This is a genomic window from Cellulosimicrobium cellulans, assembly GCF_001722485.1.
Lineage (GTDB): Bacteria > Actinomycetota > Actinomycetes > Actinomycetales > Cellulomonadaceae > Cellulosimicrobium > Cellulosimicrobium cellulans_A.
Genome location: NZ_LWGL01000018.1, coordinates 1 through 25,025 on the forward strand (window position 1 = coordinate 1; position 25,025 = coordinate 25,025).

Annotated in this window: 25 protein-coding genes; 4 read left to right on the forward strand and 21 right to left on the reverse strand. The window is 73.9% G+C overall.

Annotated elements, in window-relative coordinates:
- Positions 1–88: 88 nt before the first annotated feature.
- A complete protein-coding gene (locus JZ5iCDA_RS03855) occupies positions 89–1,711 on the reverse strand; it encodes an ABC-F family ATP-binding cassette domain-containing protein (RefSeq protein WP_069385971.1) in 1,623 nt (540 codons plus the stop codon).
- 68 nt (positions 1,712–1,779) lie between these two features.
- On the opposite strand from JZ5iCDA_RS03855, the gene JZ5iCDA_RS03860 reads away from it, so the two are divergent.
- Positions 1,780–2,208 carry a DUF3054 domain-containing protein gene (locus tag JZ5iCDA_RS03860; RefSeq protein ID WP_069385945.1) on the forward strand — a complete coding sequence of 143 codons (429 nt, stop codon included), beginning with the start codon at positions 1,780–1,782 and terminating at the stop codon, positions 2,206–2,208.
- 18 nt (positions 2,209–2,226) lie between these two features.
- On the opposite strand, the gene JZ5iCDA_RS03865 is transcribed toward JZ5iCDA_RS03860, so the two are convergent.
- The 8 genes from JZ5iCDA_RS03865 to clpS all read right to left on the reverse strand — a co-directional run bounded on the left by JZ5iCDA_RS03865 (position 2,227) and on the right by clpS (position 7,813).
- Positions 2,227–2,919: a non-canonical purine NTP pyrophosphatase gene (locus JZ5iCDA_RS03865; protein WP_069385946.1), complete on the reverse strand. Its 693-nt coding sequence runs from the start codon at positions 2,917–2,919 to the stop codon at positions 2,227–2,229.
- Complete coding sequence (gene rph, locus JZ5iCDA_RS03870) at positions 2,916–3,689, reverse strand: ribonuclease PH (protein WP_069385947.1); 774 nt, start codon at positions 3,687–3,689, stop codon at positions 2,916–2,918. Before rph ends, JZ5iCDA_RS03865 begins: the two co-directional genes overlap by 4 nt.
- A 65-nt stretch (positions 3,690–3,754) precedes the next feature.
- On the reverse strand, positions 3,755–4,585 hold the full coding sequence (locus tag JZ5iCDA_RS03875; RefSeq protein ID WP_069385948.1) for an MBL fold metallo-hydrolase: 831 nt from the start codon (positions 4,583–4,585) through the stop codon (positions 3,755–3,757).
- On the reverse strand, positions 4,585–5,388 hold the full coding sequence (gene murI, locus JZ5iCDA_RS03880) for a glutamate racemase (protein WP_069385949.1): 804 nt from the start codon (positions 5,386–5,388) through the stop codon (positions 4,585–4,587). The genes JZ5iCDA_RS03875 and murI overlap by 1 nt, the downstream gene beginning before the upstream one ends.
- Positions 5,385–6,278, reverse strand: a complete 894-nt coding sequence (locus JZ5iCDA_RS03885) for a cytochrome c oxidase assembly protein (RefSeq protein WP_069385950.1) — start codon at positions 6,276–6,278, stop codon at positions 5,385–5,387. The genes murI and JZ5iCDA_RS03885 overlap by 4 nt, the downstream gene beginning before the upstream one ends.
- Positions 6,275–6,760 carry a DUF2243 domain-containing protein gene (locus JZ5iCDA_RS03890; protein ID WP_253181937.1) on the reverse strand — a complete coding sequence of 162 codons (486 nt, stop codon included), beginning with the start codon at positions 6,758–6,760 and terminating at the stop codon, positions 6,275–6,277. Before JZ5iCDA_RS03890 ends, JZ5iCDA_RS03885 begins: the two co-directional genes overlap by 4 nt.
- A 43-nt stretch (positions 6,761–6,803) precedes the next feature.
- Positions 6,804–7,481 (reverse strand): DUF2017 family protein, encoded by a 678-nt coding sequence (locus tag JZ5iCDA_RS03895; RefSeq protein ID WP_069385951.1) that lies wholly within the window; start codon positions 7,479–7,481, stop codon positions 6,804–6,806.
- On the reverse strand, positions 7,478–7,813 hold the full coding sequence (gene clpS, locus JZ5iCDA_RS03900) for an ATP-dependent Clp protease adapter ClpS (protein ID WP_069385952.1): 336 nt from the start codon (positions 7,811–7,813) through the stop codon (positions 7,478–7,480). Before clpS ends, JZ5iCDA_RS03895 begins: the two co-directional genes overlap by 4 nt.
- A 66-nt stretch (positions 7,814–7,879) precedes the next feature.
- Between clpS and JZ5iCDA_RS03905 the strand changes: the two genes are divergently transcribed.
- On the forward strand, positions 7,880–9,307 hold the full coding sequence (locus JZ5iCDA_RS03905; protein ID WP_083259636.1) for a nicotinate phosphoribosyltransferase: 1,428 nt from the start codon (positions 7,880–7,882) through the stop codon (positions 9,305–9,307).
- Between the two features lie 81 nt (positions 9,308–9,388).
- Here JZ5iCDA_RS03905 and JZ5iCDA_RS03910 read toward each other — a convergent pair whose 3' ends face one another.
- The 9 genes from JZ5iCDA_RS03910 to JZ5iCDA_RS03950 form a co-directional block, all read right to left on the reverse strand.
- Positions 9,389–11,134 (reverse strand): DEAD/DEAH box helicase, encoded by a 1,746-nt coding sequence (locus JZ5iCDA_RS03910; protein WP_253181942.1) that lies wholly within the window; start codon positions 11,132–11,134, stop codon positions 9,389–9,391.
- Between the two features lie 104 nt (positions 11,135–11,238).
- Entirely contained in the window at positions 11,239–11,580 is a 342-nt protein-coding gene (locus tag JZ5iCDA_RS03915; protein WP_069385954.1) for a DUF3039 domain-containing protein, read from the reverse strand.
- Positions 11,581–11,631: 51 nt separating this feature from the next.
- Entirely contained in the window at positions 11,632–12,414 is a 783-nt protein-coding gene (nagB, locus tag JZ5iCDA_RS03920) for a glucosamine-6-phosphate deaminase (protein ID WP_069385955.1), read from the reverse strand.
- Positions 12,402–13,451, reverse strand: coding sequence for an ROK family protein (locus tag JZ5iCDA_RS03925; RefSeq protein WP_253181938.1), 1,050 nt, complete (start codon positions 13,449–13,451; stop codon positions 12,402–12,404). Before JZ5iCDA_RS03925 ends, nagB begins: the two co-directional genes overlap by 13 nt.
- Before the next feature lies 1 nt (position 13,452).
- Positions 13,453–14,364: a carbohydrate ABC transporter permease gene (locus JZ5iCDA_RS03930; RefSeq protein WP_069385956.1), complete on the reverse strand. Its 912-nt coding sequence runs from the start codon at positions 14,362–14,364 to the stop codon at positions 13,453–13,455.
- Positions 14,361–15,323 (reverse strand): carbohydrate ABC transporter permease, encoded by a 963-nt coding sequence (locus tag JZ5iCDA_RS03935; protein ID WP_069385957.1) that lies wholly within the window; start codon positions 15,321–15,323, stop codon positions 14,361–14,363. The genes JZ5iCDA_RS03930 and JZ5iCDA_RS03935 overlap by 4 nt, the downstream gene beginning before the upstream one ends.
- A gap of 96 nt (positions 15,324–15,419) precedes the next feature.
- Positions 15,420–16,751, reverse strand: a complete 1,332-nt coding sequence (locus JZ5iCDA_RS03940) for an extracellular solute-binding protein (protein ID WP_069385958.1) — start codon at positions 16,749–16,751, stop codon at positions 15,420–15,422.
- A gap of 227 nt (positions 16,752–16,978) precedes the next feature.
- On the reverse strand, positions 16,979–18,139 hold the full coding sequence (locus tag JZ5iCDA_RS03945) for an ROK family transcriptional regulator (RefSeq protein ID WP_069385959.1): 1,161 nt from the start codon (positions 18,137–18,139) through the stop codon (positions 16,979–16,981).
- 98 nt (positions 18,140–18,237) lie between these two features.
- A complete protein-coding gene (locus JZ5iCDA_RS03950) occupies positions 18,238–19,137 on the reverse strand; it encodes a PfkB family carbohydrate kinase (RefSeq protein WP_069385960.1) in 900 nt (299 codons plus the stop codon).
- A gap of 142 nt (positions 19,138–19,279) precedes the next feature.
- Here JZ5iCDA_RS03950 and JZ5iCDA_RS03955 point away from each other — a divergent pair, with 142 nt between their 5' ends.
- Complete coding sequence (locus JZ5iCDA_RS03955) at positions 19,280–20,326, forward strand: DUF4349 domain-containing protein (protein WP_083259637.1); 1,047 nt, start codon at positions 19,280–19,282, stop codon at positions 20,324–20,326.
- 628 nt (positions 20,327–20,954) lie between these two features.
- Here JZ5iCDA_RS03955 and JZ5iCDA_RS18730 read toward each other — a convergent pair.
- Positions 20,955–21,110: a hypothetical protein gene (locus JZ5iCDA_RS18730; protein WP_171905284.1), complete on the reverse strand. Its 156-nt coding sequence runs from the start codon at positions 21,108–21,110 to the stop codon at positions 20,955–20,957.
- 326 nt (positions 21,111–21,436) lie between these two features.
- On the opposite strand from JZ5iCDA_RS18730, the gene JZ5iCDA_RS03960 reads away from it, so the two are divergent.
- Positions 21,437–22,447 carry a hypothetical protein gene (locus JZ5iCDA_RS03960; RefSeq protein WP_069385962.1) on the forward strand — a complete coding sequence of 337 codons (1,011 nt, stop codon included), beginning with the start codon at positions 21,437–21,439 and terminating at the stop codon, positions 22,445–22,447.
- Between the two features lie 28 nt (positions 22,448–22,475).
- Here the strand turns inward: JZ5iCDA_RS03960 and JZ5iCDA_RS03965 are convergent, their stop codons facing one another.
- Positions 22,476–23,807, reverse strand: a complete 1,332-nt coding sequence (locus tag JZ5iCDA_RS03965) for an SMODS domain-containing nucleotidyltransferase (RefSeq protein WP_069385963.1) — start codon at positions 23,805–23,807, stop codon at positions 22,476–22,478.
- Positions 23,804–25,009 (reverse strand): SAVED domain-containing protein, encoded by a 1,206-nt coding sequence (locus tag JZ5iCDA_RS03970; RefSeq protein WP_216093396.1) that lies wholly within the window; start codon positions 25,007–25,009, stop codon positions 23,804–23,806. The genes JZ5iCDA_RS03965 and JZ5iCDA_RS03970 overlap by 4 nt, the downstream gene beginning before the upstream one ends.
- Positions 25,010–25,025 lie beyond the last annotated feature (16 nt).

Genomic DNA, 25,025 nt, shown 5'->3' on the forward strand with positions numbered 1-25,025 from the left:
GCTGGCCGACGCGCTCGTGCCCGCCGCGGCCGGGCCGCGCGTCTGACGGCGGCGCTCGCCGGGCACCCGGGAGGTCCCGGCGCGGGGGTCAGCCCGCGAGCTCCAGGTGCGGCCAGTCCTCGAGGTCCTCGCGCATGCGGCGGTCGTGCGTCGCCACGACGACCGCGGCCGGCGTGACGCGCAGCGCCTGCGTGAGCTCGTCGACGAGGTCGATCGACAGGTGGTTGGTCGGCTCGTCGAGCAGCAGCACGTGCGGCGCGGCGAGGAGGGCCCGCGCGAGGTCGAACCGGCGGCGCTGGCCGGCCGACAGCTCCCGCAGGGGCCGCTCGAGGTCCTCCTCGGTGAGCAGGCCGAGGAACGCGACGGGCACGAGGTGGTCCGGGTCGAGGCGGCCGGCCTCGAGCAGCTCGAGCGCCTCGCGCGCGTACTCGTCGAAGCCCGTGCGCTCCTCGGCGCCGGGCGGCAGGTCCGGGCCCTCCTGCGCGACGACGCCGAGCCGCGCGCCGTCGACCACCGAGCGCGCGCCCCGGTCGAGGGGCACGAGGCCCGCGAGCGCGGCGAGGAACGTCGACTTGCCGCTGCCGTTGGGGCCCGTGACGAGCAGGCGCCCTGACGGGGGGATCGCGATGCGCGTCCCCGGCAGGTCCAGCCGCTCGCCGACGCGGGGGCTGCGCAGCTCGACGACCGGCTCGGCCGGGTCCCAGCCCGGCGACATCGCGGGCAGCTCGGGGAACGCGAGCTGCAGGGGCGGGACGGGCACCTCGACGGCGTCCGCCTCGAGCCGCTGGATCATGCGGTCGGCGGCCTTGACGTGGATGCGCGCCCGCGTGGCGCGGCGGTGCTTCTCGCTGCCCTTGGGCGGGCGCCACTCGTCGGACAGCCCCTCGTACGACGCGTCGAGCACCTGGGCGAGCTTCTCGGCCCGCTTGCGCTCCGCGCGGTAGCGCTGGCGCCAGCGGTGCAGCGCCTGGTTCTTCGCGAACCGGTAGGCGAGGTAGCCCGGCTGCCCGTACAGGACGGGACGGCCGTCCATCGACGGGTCGAGGTCGAGGATCTCGGTCGCGACGTCGTCGAGGAGCTGGCGGTCGTGCGTGACCATGACGACGCCGCCACGCCACGCGACGATCTCGCCCGTGAGGAAGTCGATGCCGCTCGCGTCGAGGTGGTTCGTCGGCTCGTCGAGCAGGAGCAGCTCGGCGCGCTCGGCGAGGCGGCACGCGAGGCGGACCCGGTAGCGCTCGCCCACGGAGAGCGTCGCGAGGTCGCGGTCGCGGTCGCGGCACGCGCCCAGGCGGGACAGCGCGACGTCGACCCGCCGGTCGGCGTCCCACACCGAGAGGTGCTCGGCGCGCGCGAGCACGCGCGTCAGCTCGGCGAGGTCGCCGGTCTCGTGGTCGAAGTCGCGCACCGCGGCGTCGAGCTCGGCGGCGACGGCGCGCAGGCCGGCGAGCGTCGCGCGCACGAGGTCGCCCACGGTCTGGCCCGGCGCGGCGGCGAGCTCCTGCTCGACGACGGCGAGGTCGCCCGCCCGGCGCACCTCGCCCCGGCTCGGGACCAGGTCGCCCGCGAGCACGTGCAGCAGCGTGGACTTGCCCGTCCCGTTCTCCCCCACCACGCCGAGCCGCGTGCCCTCCGCGACCCGGACGCTCACGCCGTCGAGGACGGGGCGGCCCGGGTAGGAGAACGCGAGGTCGTCGGCGGCGAGGTGCACGGGGACCACCCTAGGCGGCGCGAGGTGCCCGCACCGACGGCGTCGTGCCGGGGCGGTACCGTCGAGGGATGAGCACCGCGTCTCCCCCGCGCTCCCCCGCCGGCCTCGTCGTGCTCGCCGCGCTCGCCGACCTCGTGTGCGTCCTCGTGCTCGCGACGGGCGGCCTCGCAGCCCACTCGCCGGGCGAGGGCGTGCTGCGGCTGCTGTACGTCGCGTGGCCGTTCGCGGCGGGCGCGCTCGCCGGGTGGCTCGTCACGCGCGCGTGGCGCCGGCCGTGGCGGCTGTGGCCGACGGGGGTCGTGGTGTGGGGCTGCGCGTGGGCGCTCGGGGTGCTCCTGCGCGTCCTCACGGGGCAGGGCGTCGCCCCGGCGTTCCAGCTCGTGTCGTTCGGCGTGCTCGCCGTGACGCTGCTCGGGTGGCGCGCGGTCGTCGCGCTCGTGGACGTGCTGCGCCCCGCGGGGCGGCGGCGCCGCGAGCGCGAGCTCGCGGGCCGCTGACCCGCGGGGCGCGGGCGTCTACGGCCGGGCGAGCGCCGCGACGACCTCCGGCGCGAGCGCGCGGAAGGCCTTGCCGCGGTGGCTGATCGCGTTCTTCTCCGCGGGGTCGAGCTCGGCCGCCGAGCGGCGCGGGCCCGCCGCGCCGGACGCGGCACCGGGCTGCTCGTCGGGCTCGAGGACGGGGTCGTACCCGAACCCGTTCTCCCCGCGCGGCGCGGCCAGGAGCGTGCCGCGCATCTCGCCCGTGCGGACGACCTCGCGCCCGTCGGGCGTGACGAGCGCCGCCGCGCACACGAACCCGGCGCCGCGGTGCTCGGCGCGCACGTCGCGCAGCTGGGCGAGGAGGAGCTCGAGGTTCGCGACGTCGTCGCCGTGCCGCCCGGCCCAGCGCGCGCTGAAGATGCCGGGCGCGCCGCCGAGCACGTCGACGGCGAGGCCGGAGTCGTCCGCGACGGCGGGCAGCCCCGTCGCGGCGACGAGCGCGCGCGCCTTGATGAGCGCGTTCTCGGCGAACGTCACGCCGTCCTCGACCGGCTCGGGCGCGCCGACGTCGCCCGCGCTCACCACCTGCTCGGGCGCGAGGTCGAGCCCCGGGTGCGCGTCGAGCTCGGCCGCGAGGATCGCGCGCAGCTCGGCGAGCTTGCCGCGGTTGTGCGTCGCGAGGACGAGCCGCGCGCCGTCCGGCACCCGGACGGGGGACGTGCCGCTCACGCGCCCGCCTCGAGCGCGGCGCGCTGGATCGCGGTGAGCTCGGCCGTGCCGGCGACGGCGAGGTCGAGCAGCGCGTCGAGCTCCGCGCGGTCGAACGGCGCGTGCTCGGCCGTGCCCTGCACCTCGACGAACGTGCCCGACCCCGTGGTGACGACGTTCATGTCCGTCTCGGCGCGCACGTCCTCGACGTACGGCAGGTCGAGCATCGGGACGCCGTCGACGATGCCGACGCTCACGGCGGCGACCGAGTCGGTGAGCACGGGCCTGCCGCCGGACTTCACGTGCCCGTGTCGCTGGCCCCACGCGACGGCGTCGGCGAGCGCGACGTAGGCGCCGGTGATCGCGGCGGTGCGCGTGCCGCCGTCGGCCTGGAGCACGTCGCAGTCGAGGACGATGGTGTTCTCCCCGAGGGCGGAGACGTCGATGATCGCGCGCAGCGAGCGCCCGATGAGGCGCGAGATCTCGTGGGTGCGGCCGCCGATCTTGCCCTTGACCGACTCGCGCTGGCTGCGCTCGTTCGTCGCGCGCGGCAGCATCGCGTACTCGGCGGTGACCCAGCCCTCGCCCGAGCCCTTGCGCCAGCGCGGCACGCCCTCGGTGAACGACGCCGCGCACAGCACGCGCGTGCGGCCGAACTCGACGAGGACGCTGCCCTCGGCCTGGTCCAGCCAGTTGCGGGTGATCGTCACGGGGCGGAGCTGGTCGGGCGCGCGGCCGTCGGCGCGCACGGCCGACGTGCCGGCCGTGCCGGCGGCAGGAGCAGTGGTCATGCGGCCACCCTACCGACCGTCCTCGGGGTCGCCGGCCGCCGGTCCCGGGGGTCGCCGGGCGGTGGTCAGACGTCGAAGACGGCGCCCGTCGTCGCGACGTCCACGGGGCCCGCGTACGCCTCGACCGCCTCGGCCCGGGACCGCTCGGGGTCGTTCCACGCGGGCAGGTGCGTGAGCACGAGCCGGCGGGCTCCGGCGGCCGTCGCGACCTCCCCCGCGCGGCGACCGGTGAGGTGGATGCCGCGCTCGACGTCGTCGTCGCGGCCCTCGTGGAACGCGGCCTCGGACAGCAGCAGGTCGGCGTCGCGCGCGAGCTCGACCACGCCGTCGCACGCGTCGGTGTCGCCGGTGTAGGCGAGCACGGCCTGCTCGCCGGGACGCACGCTCGACGGCCCCGTGACGCGCACCCCGTACGCCTCGACCGGGTGGAACACGCGGAACGGCTCGAGCGTCATCGGCCCGACCTGCACGGGCGTGCCCGGCTCCCACGGGCGCACGTCGAGCTCGCCGCCCACCCCGTCGCCCGGCTCTGAGCCGTACGCCTCCTCGATGCGCCGTGCCGTGCCCGACGGCCCGAGCACCGGCAGCCGCGACGGCACGCCCGTGCGGCTCGAGCCGCGGACGGGGTGGTAGCGCAGGTACACGTACAGCCCGCACACGTCGACGAAGTGGTCCGGGTGCAGGTGCGACAGGGCGAGCGCGTCGACGTCGAGCGGGTCGACGAACCGCTGCAGCGCCCCGAGCGCCCCGTTGCCGAGGTCGAGCACGACGCTCCAGTCGCGCGCCTCGAAGCCCGCGGCGGCCGCCTCGGCGGCGGGCACCTGGACGAGGTAGGACGACGCGGGCGAGTCCGGGCCGGCGAAGGACCCGGAGCAGCCGACGGTGACGAGGCGCATCAGGCGGCCTCCACGCTGAGGACCTCGGGGCCGAGGAACCGGCGCGCGAGGTGGTCGAACGGCTCGACGCTGCCCGTGGCGAGGAACCGGTGGCGCGGCGGGCCGGCGTCGCGCGAGCGCTCGAGGTCGTGCGCGACGAGCGTGCGGTAGACGTCCTTCGCCGTCTCCTCGGCGCTCGACACGAGCGTGACCTCCTCCCCCATGACGTAGGAGATCGCGCCCGTGAGCAGCGGGTAGTGGGTGCAGCCGAGCACGAGCGTGTCGACGCCCGCGTCCCGGACCGGGTCCAGGTACTCGCGCGCCACGGACAGCACCTCGGGGCCCGACGTCACGCCGCTCTCGACGAGCCGCACGAACTCCGGGCAGGCCTGCGACGTGACGGTCAGCCCCGGCGTCACGGCGAACGCGTCGTCGTACGCGCGCGAGGTGACCGTGGCGCGCGTGCCGATCACGCCGACGTGCCCGTTGCGCGTCGCCGCGACCGCGCGCCGCGCCGCCGGCAGGATCACCTCGACGACCGGCAGGCCGTGCCGCTGGGTGTACCGCTCGCGCGCGTCGCGCAGCACCGCGGACGACGCCGAGTTGCACGCGATGACGAGCATCTTGACGCCGTCGTCGACGAGCTGGTCCATGATCGCGAGCGCCATCGCGCGCACGGCGGCGAGCGGCTTCGGCCCGTACGGGCCGTTGGCGGTGTCCCCGATGTAGAGCAGGGACTCGTTCGGCAGCTGGTCGAGGATCGCGCGCGCCACCGTCAGACCGCCCACGCCCGAGTCGAAGATGCCGATGGGAGCGTCGTTCACCCGCCCGAGCCTAGTGCGGGTGACGCGGAGCGACCGTCCGCGCGACCGACGTCACCCTGTGGCAGCGCCCACACGCCGCCGGACGCGTCCCGCCTGCGTCCGCGAGCCCGGTACCAGCCGGCGAAGAGCGCGACGGCGAGCGCGACCTCGGCGAGGTCGCCGCCGTAGTACATCCACTGCGCGGCCGACTCGACCTCGGCCGCCGTGTGGTGGCCGCCCGGCGGGAGCTCGCCGGCGCGCGCGTACAGGAGCTTGGCGAGGTAGGCGTGCGCCCCCGCCGCGAGCACGAGGGCGACGACGCGCACGCGCACGCCGGGACGGTGCGGCGCCGGGTCGGGTCCTGCGACCGCCCACGTGAAGAGCGTGCCGGCGAGGACGAAGTGCACGTTCACCACCCCGTGCAGCAGCGTGCTCGACATGCTCGCGGCGTACAGCCCGGTGAGGTACAGCACGTAGAGACCGCCCATGTCGACCACGCCCGCGACGAGCGGGTGGGACAGCACGCGCACGGGGAGGCTGCGCAGGACCGCGGCGACCTGTCGCCGGCCCGCCGTCGTGGCCGCGCCGAGCAGCAGCGTCACGGGTGCGCCGAGCACCAGCCCCAGCGGCGCGTACATGCCGAGCAGCAGGTGCTGGACCATGTGCCCGCGGGCGTCGGCGTGCGCGAGGTCGGCGACCGGCGGGGACACCGCGAGCGCCAGCAGCGCCGAGCCGGCCGCCCAGGCCGCGGTCCGCCCGCGGCCCCAGCGCCGGCCCAGGGCCCGCTCGCGACGGGCGACGAGCGCCAGGTACGCCCCCACGAGCACCGCGAGGACGAGGACGGGCACGAGCCAGCCGACGACGTCCGGCGCCGCGCCGTGCGCCGGCGGGTGGTGGACGTGGGTGGTCACGCGCCCGGCACCGGGGCCGCACCCTCGCCGCGGCTGCGCACGGCCAGCACCACGCCGACCGCCAGCAGCACGAGGCCCGCGCCGTTCCACGCGAGGTCGTACGGCAGGAGGTCGACGCCGTAGCGCACCTCGTGCAGGCCGAGCACCTTGTGGTTGACGAGCCCGTCGAACAGCTGGAAACCGCCCAGACCGAGGAACGCGCCGGCCCACGCGGAGCGCGGCGCGAGCGCCCGGCGACGGCGCAGGTCCGCGAACCAGAAGAAGCCGCCGACGACGAGCACGAGCTCGGCGGCGTGCAGCAGCCCGTCCGACAGCAGCGCCACGTCGGTCGTCGACCGGTCGTAGAAGTGGTGCCACGCCAGGAGCTGGTGGAAGACGATCTCGTCGACCGCCGCCATCACCCCGACCCCGATCAGCGCCGTCGCGAGCATCGAGGCCCGGCGCGCCGACCGGGCGCCACCGACCGCCGTCGGACCGTCCACGCTCCCCACCACCTTCCTCCCGAGGTTCCTCCCGCGCCGACCGTCAGCCCCGGGCGTCCCCGTGCCCCGCCCGCAGGTCCGCGAGCATCCCGTCCACGAGCGACTCCTGCAGCAGGCCGGTGAGCAGGAACACGCTCACGAGGAAGCGGCGCGCCGCCCGCCCGTCGAGGTCGTCGTCGAGCCCCGGCCCCTCCTCGCCCTCGGCGTCGAGCTCGTCGTACAGGCCCTCCACCTGGTCGTCCGTGCGCAGGTCGAGCCGCTCGGCGAGCACGAGACGCACGTCCGTCAGCGCGCCCGCCACCCGGCGCGCCGTGTCGCGCGGCACGACGAACGGCGCCGCCGACGCGGGCTCGCCGTCGACGAGCATCTGCCCCAGGAGCACGAGCCGGTCCACCTTCTCCGACGCGAGGTCCGCCTGCGTGAAGCGGCGGAACTCCGCGGCGACGTCCGCGTCGTCGGACGCGTCCGGCAGCAGGCGGCGCACCGCCGGGTCGGTCGGCACTGCCCCCGCCGCGTCCGGCCGCCCCGCCGGGGCCGGGCCCGTCCACCCCGGGGGCGCCCACGCACCGTCGGCCCCCGGGTCCCCGGACGCGCCGCCGTGCGGTCCCACCTCGTCCTGCAGCATCTGCGCGACGTCGCCCGCGACCTGCGCGAGCACGATCCGCTCCGACGGCTCCAGCTCGGCGACGTACCCGAGCGCCTCGGGCCGGAACGGCCTCACGAGGCGTCGCTCCGCTGCATCGTCGCCCACAGGCCGTACGAGTGCATCGCCTGCACGTCGACCTCCATGCGCTCGCGGTCGCCGGTCGACACGACCGCACGGCCCTCCTGGTGGACCTGCATCATCAGCTGGTTCGCGCGCGGGGGCGGGTAGCCGAAGTACGACTCGAACACGTACGCGACGTAGCTCATGAGGTTCACCGGGTCGTTCCACACGAGGGTCACCCACGGCGGCTCGGTGGCCACGTCGAGGTCGGTGCGCGTCGCCTCGTCGGGGACGGCCACGGACGCCCGCGGCACCACGGCGCGCGTGCTGGTCGGGTGGAGGCTCACCCCACCACTGTATTTGCCCCTCCGCCGGCTGCCCGTCGGACGCGGACCTGCCCTAGGTTTGTCCCCATGAGCCTCCCCCACCAGGGCAGCGCCGCCCTGCCGACGACGGTCGACGCCCTCGTGCTCGACCGCATCCCCGCCCCCGCGAGCGACCTCGCCCCCTCGGCGTCGACGGCGCTCCTCACGGACCGGTACGAGCTCACGATGCTCGAGGCGGCGCTCGCCGACGGGACCGCCCACCGGCACTGCCTCTTCGAGGTCTTCACGCGCCGGCTCCCCGCGGGCCGCCGGTACGGCGTGCTCGCCGGGACCGGGCGCGTCCTCGAGGCGCTGCCGTCGTTCCGGTTCACCTCGTACGAGCTCGACTGGCTGAGCGACAACGGCGTCGTCGGCGAGCGCACGCTCGAGTACCTGGCGGACTACCGCTTCACCGGCTCGATCACCGGGTACGCGGAGGGCGAGGTCTTCTTCCCGCACTCCCCCGTCATGCTCGTGGAGGGCACGTTCGCCGAGTCCGTCGTCCTCGAGACGCTCGTGCTGTCCGTCCTCAACTACGACTCGGCGATCGCGTCCGCGGCGTCCCGCATGACGAGCGCCGCCGTCGACCGGCCGTGCCTCGAGATGGGGGCGCGCCGCGCGAACGAGCAGGCCGCGGTCGCCGCCGCCCGCGCCGCCGTCGTCGCCGGGTTCGCCGGGACGTCCAACCTCGAGGCGGGGCGCCGCTACGGGCTGCCCACCATCGGCACCGCGGCCCACGCCTTCACGCTCCTGCACGACGACGAGGAGTCCGCCTTCGCGTCCCAGGTCGCCGCGCAGGGCCCCGGCACGACGCTCCTCGTCGACACGTACGACGTGCGCCAGGGCGTCGAGAACGCGGTGCGCGCCGCCGGCACGGGGCTCGGCGCGGTGCGTCTCGACTCCGGCGACCTCGGGGTGCTCGCCGTCGAGGTGCGGCGCCAGCTCGACGCGCTCGGCGCCCGCGACACGCGGATCACCGTGACGTCGGACCTCGACGAGTACGCGATCGCGTCGCTCGCCGCCGCGCCCGTCGACTCGTACGGCGTCGGCACGTCCCTCGTCACGGGGTCGGGCGCGCCGACGTGCGGCATGGTCTACAAGCTCGTCGCGCGCTCGAACGGCTCCGGGGTGCTCGAGCCCGTCGCGAAGGCGTCGGCGGCGAAGACGAGCGCGGGCGGGCGCAAGGCCGCCGCGCGCCGCTACGACGACGACGGCCGGGCCGTCGAGGAGCTGCTCGTGACCGGCCCGGACCTCGCCGTGCGGGACTGGGACCCCGAGCAGGAGGAGGGCGACGTGCGGCCGCTGCACGTGCCGCTCGTCGTCGACGGCGCGGTCGACTCGCGCTGGGTCGGGTCCTACGGCGTGGAGAACGCGGCGGAACGCCACCGCGAGGCGCGCGCCGAGCTGCCGCGCGGGGCGCGCCGCCTGTCGGCGGGCGACCCCGCCATCCCGACGACCGTCCGCACGCTCGCGTAGCCGTACCGACCGGAGACCCGACCGACGGGAGACCCGACCGGCCGGGAGTCGTCCGCCCGCCCGGGGCCGGGCGGGCGACGGCTACTTCTGACCGACGAACCAGCGGCGCACGAGCGCGACGCGCGCGTCGAGCTGCTCGACGGTCGCGAGCGGCACCTCCGGGCCGCCGCAGCGGCGACGCAGCTCGGTGTGCACCGACCCGTGCGGCTGGCCGCTGCGGCGCGCCCACGCGGACACGAGCTGCTGCAGCTCCTTGCGCAGCTCGGCAGCGCGCCGGTGCTCGAGCTCGGAGCGTGCGCGCTCCTGCGCGGCCGAGCTCTTCGACCGGGCGCTCATCTGGTCCGCCTGGCGCTGGCGCAGGAGCGTCGTCACCTGGTCGGCGTCGAGCAGCCCCGGCAGGCCGAGGAAGTCGAGCTCCTCGTCGGAGCCGACGTCCGCGCCCGTGCCGAACTCGCCGCCGTCGAACAGCACGCGGTCGAACGACGCCTGGGCCTCGAGCGCCTCGAACGACCCCTGGACGAGCTCGCCCGACGCCTTGTCCTCGCGGTTGGCGGCGGCGAGCTCCGCCGCCTCGGGGTCGAATCCCTCCCCCTGCTCCTCCGCGGTCAGGGGCCGGTCGAGCGCATGGTCGCGCTCGACCTCGAGCCCGTTGGCGAGCTCGAGCAGCGGCGCGACGCTCGGGAGGAACACCGACGCGGTCTCGCCGCGACGACGCGCGCGCACGAAACGGCCGACGGCCTGCGCGAAGAACAGCGGCGTGGACGTCGACGTCGCGTAGACGCCGACCGCGAGGCGCGGGACGTCCACGCCCTCGGACACCATGCGCACCGCGACCATCCAGCGCTGGTCACCGTCGGAGAACTCCTCGATGCGGGCGCTCGCGCCGTCGTCGTCGGAGAGCACGACCGTCGGGGAGGTCCCGGTGATCCGTGCGAGGTGCCCGGCGTACGCGCGCGCGTCCGTCTGGTCCGTCGCGATGACGAGGCCGCCCGCGTCCGGGATCGCGCGCCGCACCTCCGACAGCCGCTTGTCGGCCGCCGCGAGCACGGACGGGATCCACTCGCCGTTCGGGTCGAGCGCGGTACGCCACGCCTGCCCGGTCATGTCCTTCGTCAGCGGCTCGCCGAGCCGCGCGCTGATCTCGTCGCCCGCCTTCGTGCGCCAGCGCATCTGGCCCGAGTAGGTGAGGAAGAGCACCGGGCGCACGACGTGGTCGCGCAGCGCCTCGCCGTAGCCGTAGGTGTAGTCGGCCTTCGAGCGGCGGATGCCGTCGGGGCCGCGCTCGTACTCGACGAACGGGATCGCCGCCGTGTCGGAGCGGAAGGGCGTCCCCGTGAGGCTCAGGCGGCGCGTCGCGTCCTCGAACGCCTCGCGGACGGCGTCGCCCCACGACAGGGCGTCGCCGCCGTGGTGCACCTCGTCGAGGATGACGAGGGTGCGGTCGGCGGTCGTGCGCGCCGCGTGCAGCGCGGGCTTCGCGGCGACCTGCGCGTAGGTGAGCGCGACGCCGTCGTAGTGCGCACCGTGCCGGCCCTGGCTGTTGCGGAAGTTGGGGTCGATGCGGATGCCCACGCGTGCTGCGGCGTCGGCCCACTGGTGCTTGAGGTGCTCCGTGGGCGCGACGATCGTCACGCGTCGCACCGTGCCCTGCTCGAGCAGCTCGGTGGCGACGCGCAGCGCGAACGTCGTCTTGCCGGCGCCGGGGGTGGCGACGGCGAGGAAGTCACGCGGGGCGCGCGTGCGGTACAGCTCGAGCGCCTCGGCCTGCCAGGCGCGCAGCTTCGACGCCGACCCCCACGGGGCACGGCGCGGGAACGCCGGCGACAGGTGGGAGGCGGCGGCCGACGACGGACTCTGCGGGGCGGTCGCGGGAGCGGCGGGGGCGGTGCGGGGAGAGGTCGGGGAGGTGGACGACGGGTGGTGCGTGCCGCTCACTTGCCGGAGTCACCCTCGCCGTCCTGCGGGTCGCGCAGACCGTCGTAGATCTCCTTGCACGTGGGGCAGACCGGGAACTTGCTCGGGTCGCGGCCCGGGACCCAGACCTTGCCGCACAGGGCGATCACCGGCTTGCCGGAGAGCGCCGACTGCATGATCTTCTCCTTGCGCACGTAGTGCGCGAAGCGCTCGTGGTCGCCGGGCTCGGCCTGCTCGCGCGTCTCCTCGCGCTCGAGGAGCCCCGTCGAGCCGGCGCGCTGCGGGTCGCTCGGCTGCGCGGGACCCCGGTACGGGTCGTCGGGCCCACCGGGGGGCGTGCTCGCGCGGAGTTCGGTCATGGTCCGCAGTCTACGTCGCCCCACCCGCACGACGGGTGCCGCGGCGCGCCCTCACAGGCCCTGCCACGGCGGCTTCGCGGCGTACGCCTGCCGGTAGTACGCGGCGAGCTGCAGGCGCGAGGCGGCCGCGTCGTCGACGAGCACGGTCGCGTGCGGGTGCATCTGCATGATCGTCGCGGGCCACAGCGCGGACACGGGGCCCTCGACGAGCTGGTGCACCGCCTCGGCCTTGCCCCGGCCGGTGGCAAGCAGCACGAGGTGGCGCGCGGACATGATCGTCGCGAGGCCCTGCGTGAGGCAGTGCGTCGGCACCTTCTCGACGTCGTCGTCGAAGAACCGCGCGTTGTCCTCGCGCGTCTGCGACGTGAGCGTCTTGATCCGGGTGCGCGAGGCGAGCGACGACCCCGGCTCGTTGAACGCGATGTGCCCGTCGGTGCCGATCCCCAGGATCTGCAGGTCCACCCCGCCGGCGTCGGCGATCGCCGCCTCGTACGCCGCGCACGCGGCGGGCAGGTCCTCCGCGAGCCCGTCGGGCCCCTGCACCGCGCCCGGCGCCAGGTCGACGCGCGAGGCGATCTCGGCGTCGATGACGTTGCGGTACCGCTGCGGGTGGTCCGCGGGCAGGCCGACGTACTCGTCGAGCAGGAACGCCCGCGCGCGGGCGAAGCTCAGGCCCTCCTCCGCGTGGCGGCGCGCGAGCTCGTCGTACACCTTGAGCGGGCTGGACCCGGTCGCCAGGCCCAGCACCGCGTCCGGCGTCCTGCGCAGCAGCGCGTCGACCGCGTCCGCGGCCAGCCGTGCCAGCGTCTCGCCCGGGGCGATCACGACCTCCACGTGGACTCCTCTCGACGGCCGACGAGGGCGGCGCCCACGGCGGCGACGGGCACGTCGGCGGGCGCCAGGGACACGCGGTCCGCCAGGCGCAGCGACGACAGGAACGGGGACGTGCGCGCCTGCGCCTCGAGCGCCGCGCGCACGGCGTCGAGCAGCGGCTCGCCGAGCGCCGACACGCCGCCCCCGAGGACGACGTGGCGCACGTCGACCGTGAGCTGCAGGATGCGGACCGCGCTCGCGACGGCGGACGCGAACTCGTCCTTGATCCGCTGCGCGTCCGGGTCGCCCGCGGCGGCGGCCTCGAACAGCTCCGCCGGGGCGGGGCGACCGTGGCGCGACGGCCACCGCGCCGCGAGCGCCGACCCCGACGCGTAGACCTCGACGCAGCCGCGCTGGCCGCACGCGCACGGCGGGCCGTTGGGGTCCACCGGGATGTGACCGATCTCCCCCGCGGCGCCGGTCACGCCGCGCCGCACCTCGCCGCCGAGCACGATGCCGGCTGCGAGCCCCGTGCCGAGGGCGAGGAACGCGAGGTCGGTGCCGTCGGCGCCCATGACGTGCGCGGCGCCGAGCGCGGCGACGTTGAGGTCGTTGTCGGCGTGCACGGGCACTCCCCCGACCGCCCGGGACAGGCGGTCGGCGAGCGGGAAGCGGCCGCCGATGTCGAGGTTCACCGCGTGCGTCACGGTGCCGTCCGCCGGGTCGACGAGCCCGGGCACGCCGACCCCGACACCGTCCAGCGCGGCCACGTCGACGCCGGCCCGGCGCGCCACCTCGTGCACCGCGCGGGCGGCCGTCGCGACGACGCCCTCGGGACCGCGCACCGTCGGGACGCGCACGGTCTCGTGCGCCGCGCCGTCGGGTCCGAGGACCGTCGCCAGCACCTTGGTGCCGCCGACGTCCAGCCCCGCCGTCCACCCCGGCGCGCGCCGGACGTGGACCTGCGGGTCGGCCGGTGCCGGTGCAGTCGGGCGGTCGGCGCCCGGGACCGCGGCCGCCCCGCCCGGGAGGGAGGCGGCCGTGCTCAGCTCGCTCACGTCAGCCCTTCACCGCTCCCGAGACGAGGCCGCCGGTCATGCGGCCCTGGACGACGAGGAAGAAGACGATCACCGGGACCGCGATGAGGGTCGAGGCCGCCATCACCTCGCCCCAGTTCACGCCTTCGCTCACGCTCGAGTTGAGGAAGCTGCGCAGCCACAGGGGCAGCGTCTCGGCCTGGTTCGAGGGCAGCGCGACGAGGGCGATCGTGAACTCGTTCCACGCCTGGAGGAACGCGTACACGCCCGCCGCGACGAGCCCCGGCGCGAGCAGCGGGAACGTGATCCGGACGAACGCGCCCGTCCGGCTCAGCCCGTCGACCATGGCGGCCTCCTCGAGCTCCGCCGGGACGCCCGCGACGAAGCCGCGGAGCATCCACACCGTGAAAGGCACGACGGCCGCGGTGTAGAGCACGGTCACGCCGATCGCGGTGTTGAGCAGCTCCGCGCCCGAGAGCATGCGGTACTGCGCGATGAACAGGCCCTCCGCCGGGAGCATCTGGATGAACAGCAGCGCGACGACGAACGCCTTGCGGCCGCGGAAGCGGAACCGGCTGACCGCGAGCGCCGCGAGGAACGCGAACACGAGGACGAGCAGCACCGTGGAGAGCGTCACGACGAGGCTCATGCGCAGCGCGGACAGGAACGAGTCGCCGTCGAGCACGCGCGCGTAGTTGAACAGGCCCGCGTCGAGGCTGACGAACGTCGGCGTGCGGGACTGGAGCTGGGTCCGCGGCAGGAGGGACGTGTTCACCATCCAGTAGACGGGGAACACCCACACCACCGCGACGAGCACGGCGGCGACCGTCGCGAGGACGGTCCCCCGCCGAGGCCGGCGGCGGGCGGTCCGCTGCTGCGGGACCCGCACCGGGCTCTCGCGCACCGGTCCGCGGGTCGGGGTCGCGGTGGTCATGCCTCGTCCTCCTTGAGCAGGGTGCGGACGTAGGGCCAGCTGAGCACGATCGTCAGGGCCAGGACGAAGATCGACACGGCCGCGGCGCCCGCGAAGTCCTGGCGCCCGATGCCGAGCTCGTAGATGAAGTTGCCGAGCAGGTTCGTCTCGGACACGGGGGCGCCGCCGTCCTGCAGGATGCGGATCTGGCCGAACACGCGCAGGTCCCAGATGATCTGCAGCAGCAGGACGATGGACAGCACGGGCCGGATCATCGGCACGACGATCGCCCAGAACGCGCGCCACGCTCCCGCGCCGTCGAGCGCCGCCGCCTCCATGACCTCCTCGGAGACCTGGGTGAGCGCGGCGTAGACGGACAGCGCGACGAACGGCACGGACATCCACACGATCACCATGCTCGCGACGAGGTAGAACGTCAGCGGCTGCGCGAGCCAGGAGTAGCCCTGGAACTGGTCGAGGCCGAGCTGGACGAGGAGCCAGTTGACGACGCCGGAGCGCCAGTCGAACAGCCACTTGAAGACCGTCACGGCGGCGACCATGGGCATCGCCCACGCGAGGAGCATCGCGACCTGCAGGACGAGCCGCCCGACCCGCGACGCGGCCCGCATGAGCACGGCGAACAGCGTGCCGAGGGCGACGGTGAGGACGGCGTTGACGAGGCAGAAGATCACGGACCGCGTGACGACGGCCCACAGCGCGGGGTCGGCGAACAGGCGCGCGTAGTTGTCGAGGCCGACGAACTCCGGCGGCTGCCCGAACTGCTGGGCGAGGCCGAACTCCTGCAAGGACGTGACGACCTGCCAGTAGACCGGGTAGCCCATGCCGAGCAGGATCACGAGCACGGCCGCGGAGATCAGCAGGTACGGCGCCCGGGACCGGCGACGGCGCCGCGGCGGGCGGGCCGGGCCGTCGAGGGCCCGCGCGGCCGGCCCGGCGACGGCGGGGGTGGTGGTTCTCATGGGGAGCTCCTCCCGGGCGCCTCCCGCCGGTCCTGGGCGACGTCGCGCGCAGGACCGACGGGACGGCGGCCCGGACTCGGACCGACGAGGTGGTGGTCAGCCGTTGTTCAGCATCGGGGTGATCTTCTCGTCGTACTCCGCGGCGAGCGCGGTGACGTCGCCGCCCTCGGCGATCTTCTGGAAGAGCTCCTCGTAGACGAGCGCGCCCTCGACCGCCGCCCAGCCCGGGGCGGGCGGCGTGAGCTTGGAGTCCGCGGCCGTCGCGATCATCGTCTCGGCGAACTTGTCGTCGCCGAGGCTGTCGACGTACTGGCTGTTCGCCGGGCCGAGGCCGTTCTCGCCGAGCATCGTCTGGTACTCCTCGGAGAAGATGATGCGCAGGAGGTTCTCCGCGAGCTCCGGGTGCTGCGACTGCTCCGAGATCGCGATGTTGGAGCCGCCGGCGAACACGGGGGCCAGGCCGCCGTCGACGCCGGGGAGGCCGAAGATGTCGTACTTCGTGTCGTCGGCCATGCCGTCACGCACCTCCTCGCCCTCGTCGTTGGTCGTGAGCTCGCCGATGGACCAGCGGGCCCAGCCCGGCGCCATGATCGTCGCGGCCTCGGGCGGCGTGCCGCCCTCGCCGTCGTTGAGGAACTCCCAGTACGCGACGTCCTGGGCCGTGGCCGGGACGTTGGAGGCGCCCGCGTAGACGTCCTGCCACTGCTCGAGGCCCGCGATGGTGCTCGGGTCGCTGAGCGTGGAGACCCACTCGCCGTCCTCCTCGACCGCGAGCTCGCCGCCGTTCGCGAAGACCCACGAGATGCCGTTGCGCCAGTCCTGGCCGCCCATCGCGAAACCGGACTGGGTGTCCGTGCGCAGCGACTTCACCGACTCGGCGAACTCGGCGAGGTTCTGCGGCACCTCGAGCCCGGCGGCCGTCCAGATGTCCTTGCGGTAGAACATGTAGCGCGAGCCGAAGTAGTACGGCAGCGCGAAGTTCTGGTCGCCGACCTTGCCCGCCTCGACGAACGACGGCAGCAGGTCGTCGCCGCCCAGCTCCTCGTACAGCGGCGTGAGGTCGCGGAACGCCCCGACGGTGCTGAACGTCGAGGACTGGGTGTTGCCGATCTCCGTGACGTCGGGGGTGTTCTCGGCGTCGGGCAGGGCGGTGGTGAGCGCCGTGACGAGGTCGGGCCACTCCTTCTGCTCGATGGTGAGCGTCGAGCCCGGGTTCTCCGCCTCGAACGTCTCGACGAGGTAGTCACGCAGCTCGTCGGGGGTGTCGGGCCCCGCGAGCCACAGGGTGATGTCGCCGGCCTCGGCCTCGCCGCCGGTGCCGCCGTCGTTGTCGTCGTTGCCGCTGCCGCCGGAGCTGCAGGCGGTGAGCGCGAGCGCCAGGGTGATCGTCGACGCCACGGAGGTGGCGACGAGACGGTTCCTCTTCACGGGGGTGCTTCCTCTCGGTGAGCTGTGCGGCGTCGTCGGTGACGCGCACGAGGTTGGCAGGAGTCCTGCGTTATTCAGGGTGTGCAGGGTGCTGCTGCTCCCGGGCGGTCCGCCCGCGGTGCGCGGGCGGGTCCGGGCGGTTCCGGGACGGTGTCAGGTGCGAGGTTCGGGCAGGGCCGGGAACGGCCCGCGCCGGTCGGGCAGCGGGGTCGCGCGCGCGTCGGTGCTCACGACACCCCCAGCTGTCCGGAGAGGACGAGGACGGCGGCCCCGGCCAGGACCACGTCCTCGTCGAGCGTGGCCATCCGCACCTGCAGGCCGCCGCCGATGACCGGCATGGTCCGCTCGCGGACGGTCTCCAGCGCGGCCTCCCGCAGAGGGCCGTCGAGCAGGTCCGCCGGACCGCTGATCAGCACCTCGGCGAGGTTGAGCGCGCTCACGACAGGCGCCAGGGCGATGCCCAGCGTCCTGCCCGCCGACGCCAGCGCGGCGTCGGCAGCCTCGGGGTCCAGCCCGTCGACCGCGCGCCGCAGCGCCGGGACGGACAGGACGGTCTCCAGGCAGCCCCGGCGCCCGCAGGCGCAGGGCTCCCCGTCGTCGACGACGGTGACGTGGCCGAGCTCTCCGGCGGCGTCGCCGTGCCCGCGCACGCGCGCGCCGTCGAGCATGATGCCCGCGCCGACGCCCTCCCCCACGGTGAGGACGAGCAGACCGGAGCCGGACGCGCCGCCGAAGGTGAACTCCCCCAGCGCGGCGATGTTCGCGTCATTGGCGACGTGCACCGCGAGCCCGAGGCGCTCGGTGAGCTGTTCGGCGAGCGGGACGTCGTACCAGCGGCGGTTGGGCGCCTCGACGACCCGCCCCGCGCTGTCCACGACGCCCGGCGACCCGATGCCGACGCCGATGACGGGCTGGCTCGCGGACGCGACGAGGCCGCGGCAGAACCGCGTGAGGAGGTCGACGAGCTCGCTGCCGGTGCGACCGTCCACCGGGAGGTCGCGGCGCACCACGAGGTCGCCCGTGAGCGTCAGGACCGCCCCGCGCACGACCTCCTCGTCGGTGAGGTCGACCGCGACGATCTGGTAGGCGCTCGTGCGCATGCCGACGAGCATCGCGGGCTTGCCGACGCGCTGCCCCGGGCGGACGCCCAGCTCCTCGACCAACCCCTCCGCGATGAGCACGGAGACGAGGTCGGAGATCGTGACGCGGGTCAGGGACGTGGCGCGCGCGAGGTCGGCACGGGACGTCGGCCCCTCGTGGAAGAGGTGCTGCAGCACGAGCGAGCGGTTGTGCGCCCGCGCGTGCTCGGGGAGCACCTTCGCGGTCGGCCGCAGGCCTGCGCTCAGGCGTCTGCGCGGTGCCTCGCGCCCCGTGACCGTCGTCGTCATGTTTGTTAGTGAACTGCCTTTACTAAGTCGATGTCAACCATCCCGATGCGTCGTGACCGAACCGTTGCCGCGCCGCAACACGGCCGTCGCACGCGGCCTCAGGAGGCCTCCGCGACCCAGCCGCGGGCACCCGCGTGCTCGACGGAGCGCGACGCGACCGCCACCGCACGCTCGAGCGCGTCACCGTACGAGGCTCCCTCGGCGAGCGCCGCGGCGAAGGCGCCGTGGACGACGTCGCCCGCCCCCAGCGTGTCGACGACGCGGCGCGGCACGGGGACCGGGACGGTCGAGCGGCGGCCGTCGTGCAGCACCTCGACGGGCTCGGGGCCGCGCGTCCGCGCCACGAACCGCGGCCCGAGCGCGGCGACCGCCTCGAGCACCCCGGCGGTGTCGACGTCCGGGACGCGCAGGTCCGCCGACACCACGACCGCGTCGCACAGCGCCATCAGCTCGGCCGAGCCCGGCTTCCAGGAGCCGCCGTCGAGCACGACGACGCACCCCGCCTCGCGCGCCCGGCGCGCCACGGGCAGCGCGACGGCGGGCAGGTGGCCGTCGAGGAGCAGCACGTCCCCGGGACCGACCGGCCCGAGCAGCGCGGCGGCGTCGACCTCGGCGTCGCCGTCGCTGTCGCCTGCGACGAGGCCGCCGGACGACGTCGCGTTGGTGCTCACGACCGCCCGCTCCCCCGTCGCGGCGGTGACGAGGACGGTCGAGACCGGCGGCTGCGCCTCGGCCCGGCGCGCTGGCGGCAGGGCGTCGACGAGCTCCACGCCGGCATCCGCGACGTCGGCCCGCACGGCGTGCGCGAGCGGCCCTTCCCCCACGGCGGTCACGAGCCGGCTCGGCACGCCGAGGGCGACGGCCGTCGCGGCGGCGTTCGCCGCGGGGCCGCCGAACGTCGCCGCGAGGGAGCGGGCGACGACCTTCTCGTCCGGGCCGGGCAGGCGGTCGACGACCTGCACGACGTCGAGGGTCAGGAGTCCGCAGCACACGAGCACGGGGCCATCCTGCCGTGCCGTGCGAACGGCGGCGCGGGTGGACGCGCGTCCAGGTCACAGCGCGCTCACGACCGGGTCACGATGTCGCACCAGACCTTCACCCGGTGCTGGTCCGGCGCACCTGTCGCCCTAGGGTCGCAGCGTGCCCAGCCTCCGCCGGATCCCCACCCTCCTCGTCACGGCAGCCCTCGGCGCGATTCTTCTTGCGGGCTGCACGGCCGGCGCAGGGGACGCCGGCTCCGAGGCCGCGCCGGGCTCGACCGTCGTGGACAGCGCTCCGCCGGCGGGCGCGGGGTCCGGCGCCACCGGCTCCGACGGCGCGGGAGCGGCCGACGACGCGGGCGCCGGTGCCGGGAGCGGGTCGGGCGTCGCGCGCACCGACGGGTCGGCGCAGCCCGACGCCGACCGGGAGATCGTCACGACGGGCTCTGCGACCGTCGTCGCCGACGACACCGCCGCGGCCGCCGACGCGGTCGCGGACCTCGCGGAGAGCGCGGGCGGTCGCGTGGAGAACCGGCGGCAGAGCCGGGCGGAGGGCGACGCGCCGTCGAGCGCCGAGCTGACCGTCCGCGTCCCGGCAGACCGCACGTCGGCGACCGTCGAGGCGCTCGACCAGGTCGGCACCGTGGAGGACCTGGCGGTCGAGGCGGTCGACATCACGGGCACGGCGCGCGACCTCGACGCACGCATCGAGGCCCTTGCGACGTCGGTCGACCGCCTGCGCGACCTCATGGGCGACGCGTCGACCACCGACGACCTCCTCGCCGCCGAGCAGGAGCTCACGACCCGCCAGGCCGAGCTCGAGGCGCTCCAGGCCGAGCGCGCGACGATCGCCGACCAGGTCGCGATGTCGACGCTCCACGTGACGCTCGTGCAGCAGGCCCCCGCCGAGAGCCTCGCGCCCGGCGGCTTCCTCGGCGGGCTGGAGAACGGTTGGGACGCGCTGCTCGCGACGCTCAACGGGCTCGTCGTCGTGCTCGGCGTGCTGCTGCCGTGGCTCGTCCTCGCGGCCGCCGTCGCGCTCGTCGTGCGCTGGTGGCTGCGGCGGTCGCGCCGTGCCGCGGGCGGCACCCCGCCCGCTGCGGTTGGGCCGGGCGGGCCGGGCGGCGCCCCCGGGCCGTCGGCCGACCCTGCGCCGTCGGACGCAGGAGACGCGGGCGGGCGGCTCGTGGGCGCGCAACGGGACTGAGCGACGGGCTGGCGGACGTCCGGCCGCGGGCGCGCACCGGACGGGCTCACGGCCCCGGGCACGATGACGGCCCGCACCCTCGAGGGGTGCGGGCCGAGCCGCTGGTGGAGCCGAATTTCGGATTCGACTTGTTATCGCACCTGAGGGTTCATCCGGCGTGCCACCTCAGCGGTCGGCGCTGGATGACACCTCAGCCGGGGTTGTGCGTCGTGGTTTCGGCGGTTGCAGCGCGGCCGTGGAGATGGTCGGCGATGGCGTTCCACGCCTCTTGTTCGTCCGTTGATTTCGACCCGGCGGCCTGCCCAACGAACCACAACAGTTCTGCCTGTGCTTGCGGGCGCCCGGCAGGGGTCCCGGAGCTCGATATGCCCTGACGCGTCGGACAGCATCTCAGGACCGGCGGCGCAAGCAGTCGAGTCGCGCTACCCCATCCGGCCAGGGTGGTGACGAAACCTCAACGCCCCAGGTCAGGACCTCGGCCCTGCCTGGTTCGTCCGCGTCCATCACCCATTTCGCTGGTTGCGACCACACACCGGATACGGGTTCCCTGTGGAGGGCGCCACGCGGTGGTGACACCGAGACCAGACGAGTGTCACCACCGCGCGCCAGTCAGCATCCGCGATGACGCTCAGCCGGCCCTCGCGCCGGGCCCGCCGTGGTTCTCGCGGGCAGCCTGTAGCAGAGCGAGCAGCGCTGGGACGGCGGTGATGGTGACGCCGACGCCGACGGCCACGCGCCCAGAAAGCGCGGACAGCACTCCCAGCACGATCGCGGCAACGACCACAGCCAACACCATCGCGAACCGCCGGCAGGGCCTGCGGCGCCCCGGGGGTCGACCCCGGGGGCTCCTCCTGGATACTCTCATCGAGATCGCCTCTCTTCACTAGACGGGTTGATCTCGACGGCGGGTACCCGGGCCTGGGTGCCCGCCGCTTGCTTCCCATCGGGGGAAGCGGCACCAGTAAGGCACGCCGAACGGCCTAGTGTCGCGTCGAGCTCTGAGGTACGCTCTGCGTAATGACCCGCGTTGGTCAAACCATCAAAGTACGACCCGAAGCACGGAGAAAACGAAGAGGTTCGTTAGGCGGGTTGAAACGAACGGGGTGAAAAGTGGGAACGCGGTCGTCGCGATCGGGCAAGGACCGCCTCGAGCCGCGTTTCGCCCACCTCCGCAGGCTCGAGAGCACCGACTACGGACTTACCGTCGCCCAGGCCAGCGCGGCGTTCCGGGCCGTGTACGAGGCCGGCAGCAAGCCCGCCTCGATCCTGATCCGCCGCTCGTTCGTCGCCCGGCACAAGCGCATCCACGTCGCGGGCGAGCACGACAAGACGCCACGGCCCAAGCCGCCGCTTGCGACGGCCAAGCGGTCGAAAGGGGTCGCACTCCGGCTCGAGCTGACCCTGCTCTTCCTGGCCCAAGCCGGCCAGCGGCCGACCGCTCAGTTCCGGTACCCGGTCCAGACGGGGAGCGCCGATGAACTCGGCCTGATCGACTTCCTGTCCACCGGCAGCAATCCACGCGAGAACACCGAGTACCGCCTGAGCAGACCTGCCATGAGAGCCCGCCAGGTGACGAACGCGCTCGAACGGCTCGCGGCCTCAGAGCTGCAACTCGTCGAGGTGTCCCGTCGGTCGACAGGCCGCCTGGACGCCACCGGCCAGATGTGGGTCAACCAGGAGACCGGCCCGAAGACAACCGGGGACGTGCACCGGTACCGCATGCCAACGCCGTCGGAGAAGGTCATCTCCGTCCCGGTGGAGTTCTTCCTCAACGGCTGGGTCCAGGTCATGACGGACAGCGAGATCGCAAACTGGCTGTTGTGGCGCGACCAGGGAGAGATGCGCGAGCCCGGCATCACGACCGCAGACGACCTGTTCATCGACGCCCAGGACCGGCTCGACTATTACGACCTGTCTCGTGACGTGTGGGACACCCACCAAATGCTGACCCGCATCGGCCTTATGAGCGTCGAAGCAGGCGAAGTCGAGGCGCGGACGACGACCCGCGGAACTCGGTTCCACCGCGAACCGCACAAATTCGGGCTCGCAGACGCTCCCCTCGGCCAGGACGGCCACCGCGCCATGCTCGCGGCGGTCGCCGAGTTGCTCGACGAGCTGTGAGCCCGTCGGCTCGCTACCGCATCGGTTCCTAGTCGATGATGACGTCGTGGCGGTCTCGTGCGACGACCTTCCCGTTTTTGACGACGTAAGCCTCGACGTAGTGCCGGCCCTTGTACTGGGTGGTCTCGGTCCGGGTCAGGTAGCCGCCGTCTCGGATGAGCTCGCCGCGGAGGTTCTGCCCGGCCTCGCTGCCGGTGTTGCGGATCTTCCAGTACAAGTCAAACGGCCTGGGAACGTCGGTGGCAGCGTCGAACTTGAGGGTGCGCTGCTTCCCGATGGACCGGAACCCGCGCAGCGGTCCAGCCCGGAACCCGTCCTTCTTCAAGACGGTCGCGGTGACGCGCACCGTGTAGCCGGTGCTAGCGGGCGGGTAGCGGTCCTCGATGTACTCCTCCTTCGGAGCACGCGGGAGGAGCACCGCGGCTTCAGTGACAGCAGGCGCCGCGGACGCGGTTGCCGCGGTCGCGACGGGGGCCTTGAAGTCGGAGCCGAAGACCCGCTGCCACGCGGTGATGCTCTTGTTCTTGTCGGTCTCGTCGTACGCTTCGGTGACCCAGGTGGAGTACTGGGTGACCTTGTTGCGAAAGTTCTCGTACTGCTTCTGGTCCCAGCGGTGGTTGAACGAGGTGCCGGGGCAGCTCGGGTCCTCCAGGAGCGGCATCGTCGGGTGCAGCTGGAGCCAGCTGTCGAGGTCGGCCAGCATGTTCTTCAGCGCCGTGGGGACGTCCACGTACCGCTCGTCGGCCTCCCATGCGGTGACCCGCTCTCCGAGGATCGTGGTCAGGATGACCGACGGCACGCTGAAGGTCTGCTTGTAGTCGCGCAGGTACTTCAGCAGCCGGAGCACCTTGCGGAGGTTGCCGTGGGCGAGGGTGTCACGCTCCTTCATCCAGGCAGTAAAGCCCTCGGGGTTGGTGTCCTCGAACTTCTCCTCGGCGTAATTCACGATGACCTGACGCCCGTCAGCGAGGTGGACATGCGGCACGACGTCGACGTGGCAGTCGTTGGCGTACCCGACGCGGACGCAGCGGTTCTTCTTGCGGACCATGTCCTTGTACGTTGTCGAACGCTTGAGCGCAGCGCGGACTTCGCGCAGGTACTGCTGCTCGGTCCACTCCGGGACCTCGTCGAGCCGGAGCAGGATGTCAGCGTCGAACTCGTGGTTGTTAAGCGGCTTAAGGATGGTCTTGTGAGCCCACGAGCCCTGAGGGATGTGCTCCTGCACCCGCTCACCGAGCTCGGTGTCGTCCTCGAGCACCTTCACGATCGCGGCGACGCGCTGGTCGAGCTGGTCTAGGCGCGCCTGGTTGAGGTTGACAGTGTTCTCCAGGAACGCCTTGAAGTAGCCGGTGAGCTTCACGAGATCTCCAGTGCCGGGACGTAGCCACCGTCGGTGCGGTCGTAGACGATGAATGGTGGGTGGACGTGGGGGTCGCGTGCGCGACCGAGCGCGATGCACGTCGAGAGGGGCAGGGCGCCGAACACGTGCAGGGTGGGCAGGTGCTTGTCCGTGGCCTCCACCTGCGAGAGCAGCGTGCGGACTGTTTCAGTGAACCCCTGGAGAGTGACGGGCGAGTTGATGATGTCGACTCGCGGCGTCTCTCCGACGGGAGTGACGACGTGCCTCGGCAGGGCGGCAAGGTCCGGCGGGAGCTCATCGGGTTGGATGGTTCCCGAGATGTTGAGCACGAGCACCGCTCCGGCCCTAGGGGCGCTGTCGGCCGGCTCGGAGGCCGGCTCGGTGTCGGCCTGGGACGCGACGTCGAAGGTCACCGGGGTGGCGGTCTCTGGCCAGGCCCATGCTTCGGTCGAGCGGTGCCGCTGGTAGATCGCGACCTCGTAGGTGTCATCGAGGCGGCTGCCGAGGTAGACGAGCAGCGGGAGCCGGGCGAACCCGAACACGCTCAGGTGGCGGACACCCTCCCGGCGGACAGCCTCGTGGAGCTTGTGCTCGATGACCTCGTCGATGGCGGCCTTGCCGGCCGCCCAGTACATGTCGGTGCCCTCGCCGGGCAGGTGCCGGAGGTCGATCTCGATGCCGTACTGCTCGTAGCTGAGCGGGAACTCCGGGAACCGGTCGTCGGAGTGCAGCACCGCTGCCGAGGCGGTCGGCTTCGACAGCTCGACCGCGTTGCCGCGGATTTGGCCGATCATCCGGACGACGGCGGTGCCGCGGTTGCGGTCGAGTCCGGTCATCCGCCGCACCCAGTCTTCGTGGTCGTGCTTGATCTTGCGCAGCCGTTCGACGGACAGGGTGTCCAACGCGCCCTTGCGGTCGATCTCGTCGTGCTCGCCGGCGCAGAGCAGCATCAGGTTCTCGGCCTTATCGCGCTCGCTCTTAGGAAGGTCGTACTCACCTCGCGGCGAGCCCTTGGTGGTCTGCTGTCCGACGATGTGGGCCAGCTCGCCGAGCGTGAACTCCTCGTGGGTGAGGAGCCCTTCGAGCAGGTAGCGACCGCAGATGGCACAGCGACCTCCCGAGCGGATCCACACCTTCATCCGCTCGAGCTGCGGGACCTTCTGTCTTCCCAATGCGTGCTCACCGTCCTTGCCGCCAGCCACCTGACTTCGGATCCGA